Annotated in this window: 13 protein-coding genes and 1 riboswitch; of the genes, 6 read left to right on the top strand and 7 right to left on the bottom strand. The window is 63.1% G+C overall.

Annotated elements, in window-relative coordinates; all coding sequences use genetic code 11:
• Positions 1–209 precede the first annotated feature (209 nt).
• The 7 genes from QZ326_RS06340 to QZ326_RS06310 all read right to left on the bottom strand — a co-directional run bounded on the left by QZ326_RS06340 (position 210) and on the right by QZ326_RS06310 (position 8,131).
• Positions 210–3,311, bottom strand: coding sequence for an efflux RND transporter permease subunit (locus QZ326_RS06340; protein ID WP_295742763.1), 3,102 nt, complete (start codon positions 3,309–3,311; stop codon positions 210–212).
• 6 nt (positions 3,312–3,317) lie between these two features.
• Positions 3,318–4,493 carry an efflux RND transporter periplasmic adaptor subunit gene (locus QZ326_RS06335; protein ID WP_295742760.1) on the bottom strand — a complete coding sequence of 392 codons (1,176 nt, stop codon included), beginning with the start codon at positions 4,491–4,493 and terminating at the stop codon, positions 3,318–3,320.
• Between the two features lie 11 nt (positions 4,494–4,504).
• A complete protein-coding gene (locus QZ326_RS06330) occupies positions 4,505–5,923 on the bottom strand; it encodes a TolC family protein (RefSeq protein WP_295742757.1) in 1,419 nt (472 codons plus the stop codon).
• Complete coding sequence (locus QZ326_RS06325) at positions 5,920–6,561, bottom strand: TetR/AcrR family transcriptional regulator (protein ID WP_295742755.1); 642 nt, start codon at positions 6,559–6,561, stop codon at positions 5,920–5,922. The genes QZ326_RS06330 and QZ326_RS06325 overlap by 4 nt, the downstream gene beginning before the upstream one ends.
• A gap of 180 nt (positions 6,562–6,741) precedes the next feature.
• Entirely contained in the window at positions 6,742–7,128 is a 387-nt protein-coding gene (locus QZ326_RS06320; RefSeq protein ID WP_295742752.1) for a metallopeptidase family protein, read from the bottom strand.
• Positions 7,122–7,781 (bottom strand): HAD family hydrolase, encoded by a 660-nt coding sequence (locus QZ326_RS06315; protein ID WP_295742749.1) that lies wholly within the window; start codon positions 7,779–7,781, stop codon positions 7,122–7,124. The genes QZ326_RS06320 and QZ326_RS06315 overlap by 7 nt, the downstream gene beginning before the upstream one ends.
• Positions 7,782–7,822: 41 nt before the next feature.
• Positions 7,823–8,131: a hypothetical protein gene (locus QZ326_RS06310; protein WP_295742747.1), complete on the bottom strand. Its 309-nt coding sequence runs from the start codon at positions 8,129–8,131 to the stop codon at positions 7,823–7,825.
• A 57-nt stretch (positions 8,132–8,188) separates the two neighbouring features.
• Positions 8,189–8,287, top strand: a riboswitch (purine riboswitch).
• Between the two features lie 56 nt (positions 8,288–8,343).
• On the opposite strand from QZ326_RS06310, the gene QZ326_RS06305 reads away from it, so the two are divergent.
• From QZ326_RS06305 to hisD, 6 genes are all read left to right on the top strand, one after another.
• Positions 8,344–9,618 carry an amidohydrolase family protein gene (locus QZ326_RS06305; protein WP_295742744.1) on the top strand — a complete coding sequence of 425 codons (1,275 nt, stop codon included), beginning with the start codon at positions 8,344–8,346 and terminating at the stop codon, positions 9,616–9,618.
• A gap of 93 nt (positions 9,619–9,711) precedes the next feature.
• Entirely contained in the window at positions 9,712–10,113 is a 402-nt protein-coding gene (locus QZ326_RS06300; RefSeq protein WP_295742742.1) for a DUF5655 domain-containing protein, read from the top strand.
• Positions 10,114–10,183: 70 nt separating this feature from the next.
• On the top strand, positions 10,184–11,665 hold the full coding sequence (locus QZ326_RS06295; protein ID WP_295742739.1) for a MerR family transcriptional regulator: 1,482 nt from the start codon (positions 10,184–10,186) through the stop codon (positions 11,663–11,665).
• 29 nt (positions 11,666–11,694) lie between these two features.
• Positions 11,695–11,886 (top strand): PF20097 family protein, encoded by a 192-nt coding sequence (locus QZ326_RS06290; RefSeq protein WP_295742737.1) that lies wholly within the window; start codon positions 11,695–11,697, stop codon positions 11,884–11,886.
• 343 nt (positions 11,887–12,229) lie between these two features.
• Positions 12,230–13,807, top strand: coding sequence for an ATP phosphoribosyltransferase (hisG, locus tag QZ326_RS06285; RefSeq protein WP_295742734.1), 1,578 nt, complete (start codon positions 12,230–12,232; stop codon positions 13,805–13,807).
• Positions 13,804–15,081 carry a histidinol dehydrogenase gene (hisD, locus tag QZ326_RS06280; RefSeq protein ID WP_295742732.1) on the top strand — a complete coding sequence of 426 codons (1,278 nt, stop codon included), beginning with the start codon at positions 13,804–13,806 and terminating at the stop codon, positions 15,079–15,081. Before hisG ends, hisD begins: the two co-directional genes overlap by 4 nt.
• The last annotated feature ends 85 nt before the right edge of the window (positions 15,082–15,166 follow it).

The raw sequence follows: 15,166 nt of genomic DNA, 5'->3' as shown, positions 1-15,166 counted from the left end.
GATTCCGTATGGTGACTGGAGTTCAGACGTGTGCTCTTCCGATCTGCCCAGCGCACCGGCGTAAAGGTATCTGTGGATATTGTAGACTAAGAGGAAAGCGGCGCTTCGCGCCGCTTTCCTTTATTGTGAAATTGGAAACCACGGGCTTAGCCCGCGGTTTCCAATTTCACAATCATTCCGCCCGGAAGCACTGCTTCCGGGCGGTTTTTTTACACACCGGCGGGGGCGGTTTTTTCCTCCGCCTTCGGGAGACTTTTCTTCTTCCGGCGGCGGAAAATATGACTCAGTTCGTCGATCACAGAGTAGAACACGGGGGTGAAGACCAGGGTCACCACAGTGGAGATTACCATGCCGCTGATCATCACAATGCCCATGTCGCTCATCATTTCGTTGGTCTCGCCGATGCCAACGGCCATGGGTACCATGGCCAGCACCGTGGTGAGGGTGGTCATCATGATGGGCCGGATCCGCAGAGGGCAGGCCTTGAGAATGGCGGTCTGCCGGTCCTCCCCCATCTCCCGGCGGATCTTGATGTACTCCACCAGAATGATGGAGTTGTTGACCACCGTGCCTGCCAGCATGATGAGGGCCACCAGGGAGATGATGGACAGATCCCGCCCGGTGAGCGGCAGGGCGAAGAGGGCGCCGGTAAAGGCAACCGGCAGGATCATCATGACAATGACCGGCATCAAAAAAGACTCAAACTGGGCCGCCAGCACGAAATACACCAGGCCCAGGGCCACCAGCAGCGCCAGCAGCAGATCCCCGAAGCTCTCCACCATGCTGGAGTAGCTGCCGCTGATCTCCACCGTATAGCCCTCCGGTATGGAGTAGTCCGCCAGGATGGTCCGCAGATCCCGGGTCATGGCGGTGGCGTCGCCGCTGAGGGTGGAGCCGGTGACCTGCACCTGCCGGGACTGGTTTACCCGGGAGATGCTCTGGGGCTCCTGGACCACGGATACGTCCGCCACGGAGCGCAGGGGTACCGTGCCGCCCAGAGCGGTGGCGACGGGCATGGAGCGGAGGGCGTCCAGACTCTCCCCGGCGCTGCCGTCGCCCCGGACTACCACATCCAGCTCCTGGTTGCGGATGGTGACAGTGGTGGCGGTGCTGCCCGTCAGCTCCGAGCGGACAGCCATGCCGATGGAGGCTGCGGTGAGGCCGTACTGCGCCGCCGCCTCCCGGTTTACGGTGACCTTCACCTGGGGCACCTGCTCCGCCAGAGAGGTCTGCACGTCAATGGCGTCCGGCAGCCGGGAGATCCGCTCTGCCAGGTCACCGGCGACCATCCGCAGGGTCTCGTAGTCCACGCCGGTGATGTCCAGGCTGATGTCGCTGCCGCCCAGCATTCCCGTGGTGCTGGAGGCGCTGACGGTGATCTCGCACCCGGCGATATCCTGGAGCCGGGGCCGCAGGCTGTCGGCGATATCAAAGCTGCTGCGGCTCCGGCTGGACTTGCTGGTCAGGTTCAGCATCATGGTGACGGACTCGTCCTGGGCGATGTAGTACATCTCCTCCAATTCCGGAATCTGCTCCTGGGCAATGGCGGAAACCCGGTCCGCGATGGCGGCGGACTCCTCCATCTCTGAGCCGATGGGCATGGAGATGTTGACGGAGACCTGCCCCTGGTCCATGTCCGGGATCAGCACCATGGTGGTGGCAAAGACCGGGACGGTGAAGAGTACCACCAGTGCCGCAGAGGCCAGCATTCCGGCCTTGAGGTGGCGGACAAAATAGCCCAGAAGACGCATATAAAACCCATAGAGCTTTGTAATCCAGCCGCCAATTTTCGCCAGAAGGGCGGCGGGCTTTTTCTCCGCTTTTTTCAGCTGCTGGCGGCGGACCTTTTCCTCGTCCAACAGCATGTAGCAGAGAAGTGGCACCAGCGCCAGAGCGATGACGAGAGAGGCGAAGATCAGCGAGGCGATGGTGAGGCAGAAGTCCCGGAACATCATGCCCGCCAGCCCCGTTACCAGCCCCAGGGGAACGAACACCGCCAGAGTGGTGAGGGTGGAGGCCAGCACGGAGGTGGTGACCTCCTTTGTGCCGTCCACGCAGGCGCTCATACGGTCATGGCCCTCGGCAGCAAAGCGGTAGATATTCTCCAGCACCACGATGGAGTTGTCCACGATCATGCCCACGCCCATGGCCACGCCGCCCAGGGACATCATATTCAGCGTCAGGTCCATGGCATTCATCAGGATGAACACCGTCAGAATACAAACGGGCATGGACACTACGATGGTCATGGTGGCGCCGCCCCGGCGCAGGAACAGAAAAACCACAATGGCGGCCAGCAGCACGCCCTGGAGGATATTCTGAAAGGCGGCGCTGACAGACATGTCAATGTACTCCGCAGCGCTGTAAGGCACGCTGTAAACAATGGAGGGGTTTTCCTCCTGCAGCTCTGCCAGGCATCTCTCCACGGCCTTGGCGGCGGCGGCCTCATTGGCGCCGGACTGCTTGGAGACCTGGAGAACGACGCAGGCGGTGCCGTCCACCTTGGCGGCGGCGTCGGAGAGCTCCGTCTCCAGAGATACGTCCGCCACCTCGCTGAGGCGCACCGTGCCGCCGGTGGGCAGGGACAAAAGCATATTCGCCACGTCCTCCACAGACTGGAACTTGGCGTCGGTGCTGACAGTCAGGGTCTTGGACCCGTTCTCCATGCTGCCGCCGGGATAGAGCAGGTTCTGGGCCGCCAGGAACTGGGAGACCTGGGCTGTGGACAGCCCCAGGCCGGCGGCCCTTGTGGCGTCCAGCTCCACGGCGATCTTCTCCGCCACACCGCCGTTGACGGTCACCTGGGCCACGCCGTCAATGCGCTCCAGAGCCGGGGCCACCGTATCCTCCGCCAGGGCCTGCAGCTCTGCCAGGTCGCTGCCGGCCAGGGCCACCATGGCCGTGGGCATCAGCTCGCTGAGGTTCAGGTTCACGATGACGGGATCTATGGCGTCTTCCGGCAGGCTCAGCCGGTCAAACTGTTCCCGCAGCTTGGTGGCGGCGATGTCAAGGTCCGTGCCCTCCACATAGGTGACCTGGAGCTGGCACATGCTGTCGGCGGAGGTGGAGGACACCTCGTCCACGCCGGAGACCGACATGACGGCGGACTCCAGAGGCCGGGTGATGAGCTCCTCGATATCGCTGGGGTTGGCGCCGTTGTAATAGCAGACCACCATGGCCATGGGGGCCTCCATCTCCGGCATCAGGGACATCTGCAATTGAGTGGCGAAGACCAGGCCGAAAATCGTAATCATGATAACGGCCAGAAGCGTTGCCACCTTGTGCTGGATGCAGAATTTTGAAACACTCATGGGGTCTTAACCCTCCCCGGAGACCACGCGGACCGGATCTCCCTCGTGGAGGTAGGCCTGCCCCACGGTCACCAGCTGCTGCCCTGCCGTCAGGCCGGAGGTCACCTCGGTGACGCCGTTTCCGGTGAGGCCGGTGGAGACCTCCAAATACCGGGCGGTATCATTCTCCACAACAAACACATACTGGCTGCCGCCGCTGGTGAGAATGGATTCCGTTGGCACCACCACGGCGTTCTGGGAGACGTCGGTGAAAAAGGTCACGTCGGCAAACATGCCGGAGAGCAGTCCGCCCACCTCCGCCGGGACGGTAAGCGTGACGGTGTAGAGCCGGGTCTGGACGTTGGCCGCCTGCTCTACGGAGCGGATGACGGCGGAAAAGCTCTCGTCAATGGCGCTGACGTACACGTCTGCCGCCGCGCCGATGGTGAGCTTGGGCACCAGGGCCTCGGACACGGAGACGGAGACCTTCATCTGGTCCGGCCCGTCGATCACCGCCAGGGGCATGGAATTGGAGATAAAGCTGTTCTCCACGGCGCTCATGGTCACCAGCGTCCCGGCCATGGGGGCGATGACGTTGCCGTCGGCGTCCACGTTCTCCAGGGCGGTGTCCAGCTGCGCCAGGCCGGATTTTGCGCTCTGGATGCTGGATTCCAGCTGGCTCAGGGCGGAATTCCGGCCCGCCACGGCGTTGGAGTAGTTCAGCTCCGCCTGGTCCACCTCCAGCTGAGAGGCGGCGCCGATCTCAAAGAGGGCCTTTGTGTTGCTCACATTGTCCGCCGCCAGCTGAACCTGCTTATCCAGTACGGCTTTCTGGTCGTTGTAGCTCTGGACGGCGCCGTTATACCCGATGCGTGCGGCGTTGTAGTTGGAAAGAGCGCTCCCCAGCTCCAGGGTGCAGAGAACGTCCCCGGCCTCCACCTGGTCGCCGGCTTCAAAGTAAACGGCAGTACACTTGGCGGTGGAGGCGATCATGATGACAGCCTCGTTATCGGCGGAGATTTTACCGGAGACCTTGTTCTCCGTGGCGATGGTGTCCTGAACTACAGTCTCCACCTGAACGGCGATGCCGGCCGCCTGCGCCCCGCCTTCGTCCTGCGCCGGCTCTCCGCCGCCGCAGGCGGTCAGGGACAGCGCCAGAACCGGCGCCAGCAGCAGCGCGGCGGTTTTTCTCGGTATTTTCATGGATGCCCTCCTCAATTCAGGATGCCGTGCTGAACGGCCCAGCAATAGGTATTGTAGGTGGAAAACAGGTCCCCCGCGGCGGAACGGACTTTCTCCTCCGCCTCCCGCAGGTCGTCCTCCGCCGTCAGCAGGGCGTTGCGGGAGATGGTCCCCTGCTGGAACTTCAGCTCCGAGGCGGCGTAGGAGTCCCGCTCACATTCCAATGAGACTTTGGCGGCCTCCCAGATCTGGCGGTAGTCCCCCACCTGAGCGTAGAGGGTGCGGAATTTCAGCTCATAGTTCTGTACGGTGTTGTTGTATGTATACTGGGCCGCCTGCCAGGTGCGCTGGATGTTGCGGAACTCCATCCGCGCTTCGTTGTAGGCCCAGTTGTCAGCGCCCTCCTTGTATTCGTCCCGGGCGTCCTCCAGGATTTTCTCCGCATCGTAGAGCTCGTAGCTCTTCTCTTTGGCGGCGGCCAGGTCACGCTCCAGATCCATCTCCGCCAGCTGCTCTGCCGTCGCCTCCGGCAAAGGGCCCAGGGTGATCTCCCCGGTCTGCTCCGCTCCAATCAGCATTTCCAGCTGGAGCTTGTAGTTTTTTACATTCATTCCCAAAGTGGCCAGGCCGCTCTCCAGGGCCGTTCTGCCGGCCTTCACCTCGGAGAGCTGCATGGCGGAGATCTGACCCAGCTGATACCGCAGCTCCATCTCCTCCACGGTGCGGTCCAGGGCGGTCAGCTGCCGCTTCAGATTTGCCTCCTGGCTTTCCATGGCCGCCAGGGCGGCGTACAGCGACTCTCCCGCCATGACAATCTGGTCCTGAAGGTTTCTCAGCTGGCGGAGGACGTCGGCGTTGTCCTTCTGCATATCGCCGTCCTTAATGGCGTCAAACTGCTCCCGCACGGCGGCGTAGGCCCTGTCCAGCTGGTCATAGGAGGTGCCGTACTCATAGTCGCTGTAAGTGACGTCGGAGCCGGGAATCTGGCTCAGAGAATGCATGGCGTTGGATGCCCGCACCAGCCTCCACTGGGCCTGGGCGATGTCGTTAAGCTGTTGCCACAGCTTGTCGTACAGCTTGTCGTAGTCGATGTCCTCAATGCTCAGGACATTCTGCTCAATGGTCAGAATCTGAAAGTTGTTCTCCCGCATCCGGCGCTCCACATTGGCAAAGCTGACCTCCCCCAGGGGGTCCGGCTGAATGGTCACATTCTCCGCCAGGTCCGGTCCCGCCGGGGAGAGGGGGTCCTCCTCCGGCTCCCGGGCTGCCGGTCCGGCCTCTGCTTCTCCTGGTTCCGAAGCGGGCTCCGCCGCCTCACCCTCGGGAGCGGCCGCCTGATCCGGTTGGGAGGCATCCGCCGGGGCAGTGCGCTCCTCCGCCAGGGCGGACACCGCCGGTACCGCCGCCAGCAGTGCCAGCGCCAGCAAGAGGGCGATGACTCTCTGTTTCATACTTTCCTCCTTTTGTGCTCTTTCCGTGGGCACATGCCTTTCCGGCAGGCCCCGCCTCTGATGATCTCCAGCTGCTCCTCCATCTCCCGCCGGCACTCTGCCCGCCGCTCCGGGCAGGTCAGGCTGTCCATGACGGCGGGCACCATGACCATGGAAGTCAGCAGTACGGTACTGCGCACAAAGGCGGGGTCCTTCCTGCGCAGCATGGAGAGGTCGATCTTTTCCATCAGCGGCGCGGCGGGGATGTCCGGATCCCCGATAATCAGCCGCTTCAAATCCATGCCCGGATTCAGCTGGAGCACCTGAATGAAGCGGTCCCGCAGCTGTCCGGGGTCCATCTCCTGGCTGATGCGGTCGTAAACCGCCAGCTGCATCTGAAAAATATCGCCGCCGTTCTCCTCCAGCAGCCGGGCAAAGAGCTGGATAAACTGCTCCCGCACGTCCTGGAGAAGATAGGCGAATAAATCCTCCTTGTCGGTGAAGTACTGGTAAAAGCTCCCCCGGGGAATTCCGGCGTGCCGGACAATCTGATTGATAGAGGCGTCGGCGAATTTCACCCTGGTGAATTCGCCCCAGGCCGCTTCCAGGAAGCGGCCACGCTTCTCCTCCGGCAGCCGGAGGAAGGTCTCCGTACACATATCCGCCCTCCTCTCCGCAAATGACACTTTGTCACTTTATGACAGACTGTCATCGATTATACACGGGGACCGCACGACTGTCAATCCCTCTTCCCGCCGGAACCTGTTAAGATTTTGTGAATTCAAAGCCGGCAAAAACCACCCCGCCGGAAGCTCCGGCGGGGTGGGTAAAAATAGGCGCTATTCCTTTTCGCGGTACTCCCGCCGCCAGGCCGCCAGCTCCTCCGCGTCCCGGTCATCCAGGGTGTGGAGGCCGCCCCGGGCCTCCATGTGGTGGGTCAGTTCGTGGGAGAGGGTGAGGCGCAGTTCCTCCTCCCAGGTCCCGGCGTCCCAGTTCTCCCGGGCCGCCAGGGCGGCGAAAGAACCGTGGTACAGGTTGATGTACCGGCCCAGCGGGCCGTCGCAGTACTCCCCCAGAACGTACATCTCCCCCGGGGGGAACTCCGGGTCCGGCACCGTCTCCTCCAGCAGGTTCACTCCGCCGTTGAGGCCGTCAAACAGCGGCGGGGGAAAGGTTTCCGCCATGACATCCAGCAGTTCCCCGGCCTGTTCAAAGGTCATCACCATGACGGATGCAGAAGCACCGCCTCCAGCTCCTCCACCGTGTCTGCCAGAAAGTCTGCTCCGGCCTCCTCCAAAGACGCCCGGGGACGGAAGCCCCAGGTAACGCCGCAGGTCTTTGCCCCGGCGTTGCGGCCTGTCAGGATGTCCACACTGCTGTCCCCCACGAAGAGGGTCTCTGCCGGGTCCGCCCCCAGTTCCGCCAGAAGCGCCCGGGCGGCGGCGGGGTCCGGCTTTACCGGTACATCCGGCCGCTTGCCCCGCACCAGATGGAACACCCCGGGGAAGAAATGTTCCACAATCTCCCGGCTGAACTCGTCTGCCTTGTTGGAGTACACCGCCATGCGGACCCCGGCGGCGCCCAGCCGCTCCAGCAGCGCCGGAATGCCGGAGTAAGGGACGGTCTTATCCATGTTGTGGGCGCCGTAGTAGCTGCTGAACTGGGACAGGGCGCTGGCGATCAGCAGGGGGCTGCGGCAGCTTTCCGGGGTAAATTGAGAGACCAGGTTGGGAATGCCGTGGCCCACCATAGCCTTGAACCGGTCCACGGTGTGTTCCGGCCAGCCGTGCTGGCGGCAGACCCAGTTTCCGGCGGCGGCCAGGTCCTCAATGGTATCCAGGATGGTCCCATCCAGGTCAAAAATCACAGTTCGAGCCATACAGTGCCTCACTTTTCATTTCACATTTGTGTTCTTCTATTTTACCAACAGCGGGCCGGTATCTCAATTGGCAAGAAGCCAAAAGGAGCGGCTTTTGCCGCACTTTTTTCATACATTTCCACGCAAAATTCGGGAAAACCATCCATTTCTGCTTTGGGAAGCCCCGCCGCGTCTGTGCCGTTTCCGGAAGTGTCCTCTCCGCAGATTTTATGCAGGAAGCGGGGTTCTGTCCCGGCCTGTCCGCCGGAAACCTGGCCTTTTCGGGCAAACGGGCGGGGACAGAGCCCCGCCCCTGCAGAGCCGCAGCCGCAAAACCAAAATCGCGGATGATAAAATTCGCGGTTGGGCATGTTCCCGTTTCCTCAGGGCTTGCTTTTCCGCCGGAGACATGGTATACTATAAAACAATTCAGAGAAAAGTGAACAGCTCATATAGTTTCGCTGTGATGGTGCGAAAGTTTCTACGGGGCCGCCCAAGACCCTGCTATGAGTGTCTTTCCGCAGGGGGTGTCCTGCCGGGGAGGCGCTTTTCTTTATGCCAATTTTTTGAAAGAGGTGTTAGCATGGCTTTGACGATTTTAAAGGGTACCATTCTCTCCGTCCCGGCTCTGGGACGGCTGGAGGTGACGGAACATGGATACCTTGCGGCGGAGGACGGGAGGATCACCGGCGTGTTTCCCGTCCTGCCGGAGCGGTATGCCGGGGCTCATGTGGAGGACTTTGGGGACGCGCTGATTCTCCAGGCTCCGGCGGATATGCACCTCCACGCGCCCCAGTACCCCATGCGGGGCATGGGCATGGATTTGCCCCTGCTGGACTGGCTGAATACCTACGCCTTTCCCACGGAGGCCCGGTTTGCGGACCCGGACTACGCCCGGGAGGTGTACCGGCGGCTGGCCCATGACCTCATCGCGGGCGGCACCACCCGGGTGTGCATGTTCTCCTCCCTCCACCGGGAGGCCACCCTTATCCTGATGGAGGAGCTGGAGCGGGCCGGTGTCACAGGCTATGTGGGCAAAGTGAACATGGACCGCAACGGCGCGCACAATCTCCAGGAGACCACGGAGGAGTCCATGGAGGAGACGCTGCGCTGGCTGGAGGCCTGTCAGGACTTCCGGTATGTCAGACCTGTGGTGACGCCCCGGTTCACTCCCTCCTGCACCGATGAGCTGATGGCCTTTCTGGGGAAGCTGGCGGAAGAGCGGGACCTGCCCATCCAGTCCCATCTGTCGGAGAACACGGCGGAGCAGGCCTGGGTGTGCCGGCTGCACCCGGACTGCGCACAATACTGGGAGACCTACGCCAAGTACGGCCTGTGGAACGGGCGCACAGTGATGGCCCACTGTGTCTGGTGCGACGGGCGGGAACGGCAGGCCATGAAGGACGCCGGGGTCACCGCCGTCCACTGTCCGGACTCCAACCAGAACCTTTGCTCCGGTGTGGCTCCGGTGCGGGTGATGCTGCGGGAGGGTATCCGGGTGGCCCTGGGTACCGACACCGCCGGCGGCGACAAGGTGAGTATGCTGGATGCGGCGTCCTCCGCCATCCGGGCCTCCAAGGCCCGGCGGATTCTGGACGGCTGGGAGACGGATTTCCTGACCGCGCCAGAGGCCTGGTATCTGGCCACCTCCGCCGGGGCGGCCTTCTTCGGGGAGCAGCCCGGCTTTGCCCCGGGGAATGCCCTCCACGCCCTGGCGCTGGACGACAGCAAACTTCTCCAGCCCCACCCGCTGACGCCGGAGGAGAGGCTGGAACGGTGTCTCTACGTCCGGCAGCCGGGAGCGGTCCGGGCGGTGTGGAGCGCAGGGCGGCGGGTATTTACCGCGAAGGATCGGTAGAGTTTGGGGCCGCCCTTTTCAAAGGGCGGCGGGTCCAGGGCAGAGTCCTGGCGGGGTTGAGCGGAGCCCAGAAGGAAAGGAGCAAAATTGCTAATGGAAAAGACCTGTCAGCCGGCCGGCCCGGACATCCCCTTTTTCTTTCGGGACAGTCCCCGCTCCCTGCCGCTGTACCTGGCCCTGGAGGAGCGGATTTTAACGGAGCTTCCGGATACACGTATCCGGGTACAGAAGACACAAATTTCCTTCTCCAACCGGCGGAACTTTGCTTTTGCCTCCCTGCTGCCCGCCCGGCGGGCGGCGGAGCGGCCCAGCCCATTTCTCACCGTCACTGTCGGCCTGAACTGCCGGCTGGACTCCCCGCGGGTGGACGCCGCCTCGGAGCCCTATCCAGGCCGCTGGACCCACCATATTGTCATCGGCTCGGTGGAGGAGATCGACGGGGAGCTCTTGGGCTGGATTCGGGAGGCGGCGGAATTTTCCGCCCGAAAACGTTGAAATTTTCCGTAAAATCCTTGACATGAAAGTTACTTGATAGTTTACACTGAGGCAAAAAGGAGGCGGTGAGATGACCAGTAAGGAGATGGAGGCCCGCTCCGGCGTGCCCCGGGCCAATATCCGCTACTATGAGGCGGAGGGTCTGCTGTGCCCTGCCCGGGCCAAAAACGGCTATCGGAATTACAGCGAGGCGGATCTGGCGGCGTTGGAGAAGATCAAGCTCCTGCGGCGGCTGGGGGTCCCCATGGAGGAGCTGAAGGCGGTGCAGGGAGGCTCCCGGAGCCTGTCCGAGGCTCTGGACAGCCGTCTGGCGTCTCTGGCCGGAGAGCGGGGGACCCTGGAGCGGGTGGAACGGGTCTGCGGGGAGCTGCGGCGGTCCGGGGAGACCTTTGAGACGCTGGACCCGGGGACTTACCTCTCGGTCCTGGACGCCCCGGCCCTGCCCCCCGCCGGCGGAGAAGTCTGGTGGAAGGCCCCGCCTGCCCCGGCTCTGCCGGAGGCCGACACCCTGCCGGTGTATACCGGCCTCACCCGGCGTCTGCTGGCCAGGCTCTTTGACGAATACGGGCTGCTGTGTCTGCTGCTGGCGGTCATCGCCCTGACGGGGCACAACCCCTCCCTGGCCAGCGGACTGGCGCTCCAGATCGCCGTGCAGGTAATCTGGCTGTTTCTGGAGCCGCTGCTGCTGCGCCTTTTCGGGACTACCCCCGGCAAAGCCCTGCTGGGACTGCGGATCACCGGACGGGACGGGGAGAGGCTGACGTACTCCGAGGGGCTCACCCGCCACCTTCTTCTGCTGTGGTACGGCGAGGGCCTCTTCATCCCCATCTGGTCCTGGATTCAGATGTTCCGCACCGCCAGCCGGTGCTGGAACGACGAGCCCCAGCCCTGGGATGCGGATACCGCCTATACGGCCGCCCCGTTTCGGCCTTTGCGGCACGCCGCCGGCTTTGTCCTGGCGTCAGTGCTGGTGCTGGCGTGCGCCGAGGCGGCCAACAGCTATTCCCAGCTGCCCCCCAACCGGGGGCCCCTGACGGTGGCGGAGTTCGCCGAGAACTACAACCGCCAGGCCGCCTATATCGACCAGTCCCCCGTCTGGATCCTGGACGAGACGGGCGGGTGGAAGAGGGCCCCGGACCCGCCGGGGGGCACTGTGACATACACGGGCGCCAGCTGGCGCCGGGACCACGACTTTCAGTACACCCTGGAGGATGGGGCGGTGCGGGCCGTCACCTGGGAGCGGTCCCTGGAGAACACGGAGGAGTGGATCTATCTCCCCGTCAACGACATCGCCACGGCGGCCACCGCCCTGGCCTGGTCCCGGGCGGACGCCCCCCTCTGGGCCTCCGCCAGAAAGGGCCTGATCAGCGGCCTGGTGGACGCGGACTGGGAAAACGGCTTCACCCTCCGGGGAAACGGCGCCGTCGTCACCTGGGAGGTGGAGAGCCGGAACTTTTACGTCAACGGGGACTTAGCAGCGGCGTTCCCGACGGATGAGGCCAAGGCGGACAATTCCCTCTCCTGGCGCTGCACCATCGCCTTGGAGGGATAGCGCGGGAAGCGCATGAGAAGGAGGATTTTATGATCTGTCCATACTGTCAGCAGGGGATGCAAAAGGGGGAGCTCACGGGGGACGGAAGGCGCGGCATCACGTGGTGGCCGCTGGATGGCCCCTCGTGGAACAGAGTCATCGTGGCGAAAAACGCGCTCTCGCAGTCCAGGGCGGAGGCGTTTTACTGTGAGTCCTGCAAAAAGATCCTGATCGATGTGTGACGCCGGGAGGAGAAAATACGGCAATCCGGCATTCGCGGAGGAGGGGCGATTGATAATCGCCCCTACGACCTTCTATCGGCAAACGTTCGTAGGAGCCGCCGTCCCCGGCGGCCCCTACAAAAATCTTTAAGTGACAGGTGTGCCGAAAATAGAATCCACAGTTGCAAAGGCCGGATGTTGGGTGTAAAATCCCTGTATCCGGCCTCTTTCTCTTTCTGATATTTGGATAAATCAGAGAATTTATCGTATTAGCGAATTACTGCTTTACTTTGCTAATATAATGAAGTACAATAGACCCGATAAGACGGGCGGGAGCTCCCCGTCCCCAAGGAGGAACACCCCAATGGAATTGGATCTGAATATGCTCCGCCCCCAGGAACGGATCTCCCTCCAGGCGCGGCTGCTGTTTGAACGCTCGGGCTTCCGGCAGTACCACATGGGCCGGTTTGAGGAGTACGGACTGTACCAGGAGAACCGCCGGTTTCTTGCCAGTGACCAGGTCATTACCTTCACGGACCTGGACGGGCGGCTGCTGGCGCTGAAGCCCGACGTGACCCTCTCCATCGCCAAGAACGCCCAGGTGGAGGAGGGCGGCTGCGGGCGCTACTACTACGCCGAGAATGTCTACCGCCCCAGCCAGGAGAGCTACACCTTCCGGGAGATCAGCCAGATGGGCCTGGAGTGCATCGGCGCGGTGGACGGCGCCGTCACGGCCCAGGCGGTGTCTCTGGCGGTTCAAAGCCTGGCGCTGACGGGCCGGGACTTTGTGCTGGAACTGAGCCACATGGGCTTTGTCACCGGCCTCTTTGACGCTGTGGGAGCTCCGGAGGCCGTCCGGCCCAAGCTCCTGACCTGTATCCGGGACCGGAACACCCACGAGCTCCAGAAGACGGCGGAGGCGGCGGGACTGTCGCGTCAGGGGGCGGAGGCTCTGTGCCGCCTGCCCTCTCTCGCGGGGGACTGGGAGACGGTGCTGGCGGAGGCAGAGCCCCTGGCCCTGAACGCCCCTATGGGCGGGGCTGTTCAGGAGCTGCGGAAGCTCTGCCAGACCCTGGCGGAGCAGGAGCGGACGGAGCATCTGCGGCTGGACCTGTCCCTTGCCAACGACATGGAGTATTACAACGGCCTGGTGCTCCAGGGTTACCTCACCGGACTGCCCCGGGCCGTTTTGAAGGGCGGGCGGTACGACCCTCTGGCGGAGCAGTTCCGCCCTGGGGCCCGGGCCATCGGCTTTGCCCTGTATCTGGACGAGCTGAACCGGCTCACAGAGACGGCTTCGGAGGACAATGGGCGGGTGATGCTGAATGTGGCGCTGCCTAAGGGCCGCCTGGGGGACAAGGTTTACAATCTCCTGGCGGGAGTGGGCTACGGCTGCCCGGAGAACTACAGCGACACCCGCAAGCTGGTGGTGGAGAACCAAGAGGCGGGCATCCGCTACTTTCTGGTCAAGCCCAGCGACGTGGCCATCTATGTGGAGCACGGCGCGGCGGACATCGGCATCGTGGGCAAGGACATTCTTGCGGAGTCCGGGGCGGATGTGTACGAGCTGTTGGATACGGGCCTGGGAAAATGCCGTATGTGCGTGGCGGGGCCGGCGGACTTCACCGACGATCCGGGCCGGACGTTGCGGGTGGCCACCAAGTTTGTGAACATCGCCAAGGCCTATTACGCCGCCCAGGGCAGGGACATCGACATCATCAAGCTCAACGGCTCCATTGAGCTGGCCCCAATCCTGGGGCTCTCGGACGTGATTGTGGATATCGTGGAGACCGGCACAACCTTAAAGGAGAACAATTTGAAGGTGCTGACGGAGTTTATGCCCATCTCTGCCCGGTTTATCGCCAACCGGGCCGGGTATCAGTTCAAGCGCCGGGAGATTGAGACCCTGCTGGGTAAGCTGACGGAGGTGACGGAGAGATGATGAAAATCCTGGATTTTGACCGCCTCTCCCCGGAGGAGTTTCTCAACCGGGATATCCGGGCGGAGGAGGATGTCTCCGCCGCCGTGGACGGTATTCTGGCGGATGTCCGCAGCCGGGGCGACGCGGCCCTGCGGGATTATACAAGGCGCTTCGACGGCGCGGAACTGAAGGACCTCTGGGTGGCGGCGGCGGAATTTGACGCCGCCAGGGAGGCCGTGGACCCCTGCTGTTTGGAGACCCTGAAGGAGGCGGCGGAGAATATCCGCAGCTTCCATGAGCGGCAGAAGCACAACGACTTTTTCCTCACCAGGGGGTCCGGCGTGGTCATGGGCCAGCGGTGGACGCCCGTCGAGCGGGTGGGCATCTGCGTCCCCCGGAGCCCGGAGGCATTTCCGTCCACAATTTTGATGAACGCCATTCCGGCCCAGATCGCGGGGGTACAGGACATTGTGATCGTAACGCCCCCCCGGAGGGACGGGACCGTCAGTCCGGAGGCGCTGATGGCGGCGGAGCTGGCGGAGGTGGCGGATGTCTTTAAGCTGGGCGGCGCCCAGGCGGTAGCGGCTCTGGCCTTCGGTACGGAGACCGTGCCGAGGGTGGACAAGATCGTTGGCCCCGGCGGAGTCTTCGTGGCCACCGCCAAGCGGAAGGTCTTCGGCCTGGTGGACATCGACATGATCGCCGGCCCCAGTGAGATTTTAGTGCTGGCGGACGGAGAGACCGACCCGAAATGGGCGGCGGCGGACCTGCTGAGCCAGGCGGAGCACGACGTGCTGGCCTCCGCCGTGCTGGTGACGGACAGCCGGAAACTGGCGGAGGCTGTCCGGGCGGAGGTCGAGGTCCAGCTGGAGACTCTGCCCAGACAAGACATCGCCCGCCGCTCCATTGAGGATAATGGCAAGATCATTGTGACGGACAGCCTGGACAAGGCGGTGGAGGCGGTAAACCGCATCGCTCCGGAGCATCTGGAGCTGTGTGTGGACAATCCCTTTGCCCTGCTGCCCCGGATCAAAAACGCCGGGAGTATTTTCCTGGGCCGGTCTACGCCGGAGGCTCTGGGGGACTATTTCGCGGGGCCCAACCACACCCTGCCGACTTCCGGGACAGCCCGGTTCTCCAGTCCCCTGGGGGTGGATGATTTTATGAAGCGGTCCAGCTTTTTGTACTATGACCGGACCGCCCTGAACGGCTGCGCGGAGAAAATCGCGGACTTTGCCCGCCGGGAGGGGCTGGAGGGACATGCGAGGTCGGCGCTCTCCCGCCGGGAGGGGTAGGTTTTGCTCGCCCTGACGGGCGGAGAGGGGTACAGCCATGATGATGGCTGGTGCATATGCACCCCCCATTTCTCTTTTCTCTGTC

This window comes from uncultured Oscillibacter sp. (assembly GCF_910587525.1).
Taxonomy (GTDB): Bacteria; Bacillota; Clostridia; order Oscillospirales; family Oscillospiraceae; genus Oscillibacter.
This window is presented reverse-complemented; position numbering and strand designations above follow the sequence as displayed.

Bases quoted from the DNA above. Each gene is read 5' to 3' on its own strand.
- QZ326_RS06290 (WP_295742737.1), top strand. From the start codon at position 11,695: ATGATCTGTCCATACTGTCAGCAGGGGATGCAAAAGGGGGAGCTCACG.
- hisG (WP_295742734.1), top strand. From the start codon at position 12,230: ATGGAATTGGATCTGAATATGCTCCGCCCCCAGGAACGGATCTCCCTC.
- QZ326_RS06330 (WP_295742757.1), bottom strand. From the start codon at position 5,923: ATGAAACAGAGAGTCATCGCCCTCTTGCTGGCGCTGGCACTGCTGGCG.
- QZ326_RS06295 (WP_295742739.1), top strand. From the start codon at position 10,184: ATGACCAGTAAGGAGATGGAGGCCCGCTCCGGCGTGCCCCGGGCCAAT.
- QZ326_RS06335 (WP_295742760.1), bottom strand. From the start codon at position 4,493: ATGAAAATACCGAGAAAAACCGCCGCGCTGCTGCTGGCGCCGGTTCTG.
- QZ326_RS06310 (WP_295742747.1), bottom strand. From the start codon at position 8,131: ATGCCCAACCGCGAATTTTATCATCCGCGATTTTGGTTTTGCGGCTGC.
- QZ326_RS06340 (WP_295742763.1), bottom strand. From the start codon at position 3,311: ATGAGTGTTTCAAAATTCTGCATCCAGCACAAGGTGGCAACGCTTCTG.
- hisD (WP_295742732.1), top strand. From the start codon at position 13,804: ATGATGAAAATCCTGGATTTTGACCGCCTCTCCCCGGAGGAGTTTCTC.
- QZ326_RS06315 (WP_295742749.1), bottom strand. From the start codon at position 7,781: ATGGCTCGAACTGTGATTTTTGACCTGGATGGGACCATCCTGGATACC.
- QZ326_RS06325 (WP_295742755.1), bottom strand. From the start codon at position 6,561: ATGTGTACGGAGACCTTCCTCCGGCTGCCGGAGGAGAAGCGTGGCCGC.
- QZ326_RS06300 (WP_295742742.1), top strand. From the start codon at position 9,712: ATGGAAAAGACCTGTCAGCCGGCCGGCCCGGACATCCCCTTTTTCTTT.
- QZ326_RS06320 (WP_295742752.1), bottom strand. From the start codon at position 7,128: ATGGTGATGACCTTTGAACAGGCCGGGGAACTGCTGGATGTCATGGCG.
- QZ326_RS06305 (WP_295742744.1), top strand. From the start codon at position 8,344: ATGGCTTTGACGATTTTAAAGGGTACCATTCTCTCCGTCCCGGCTCTG.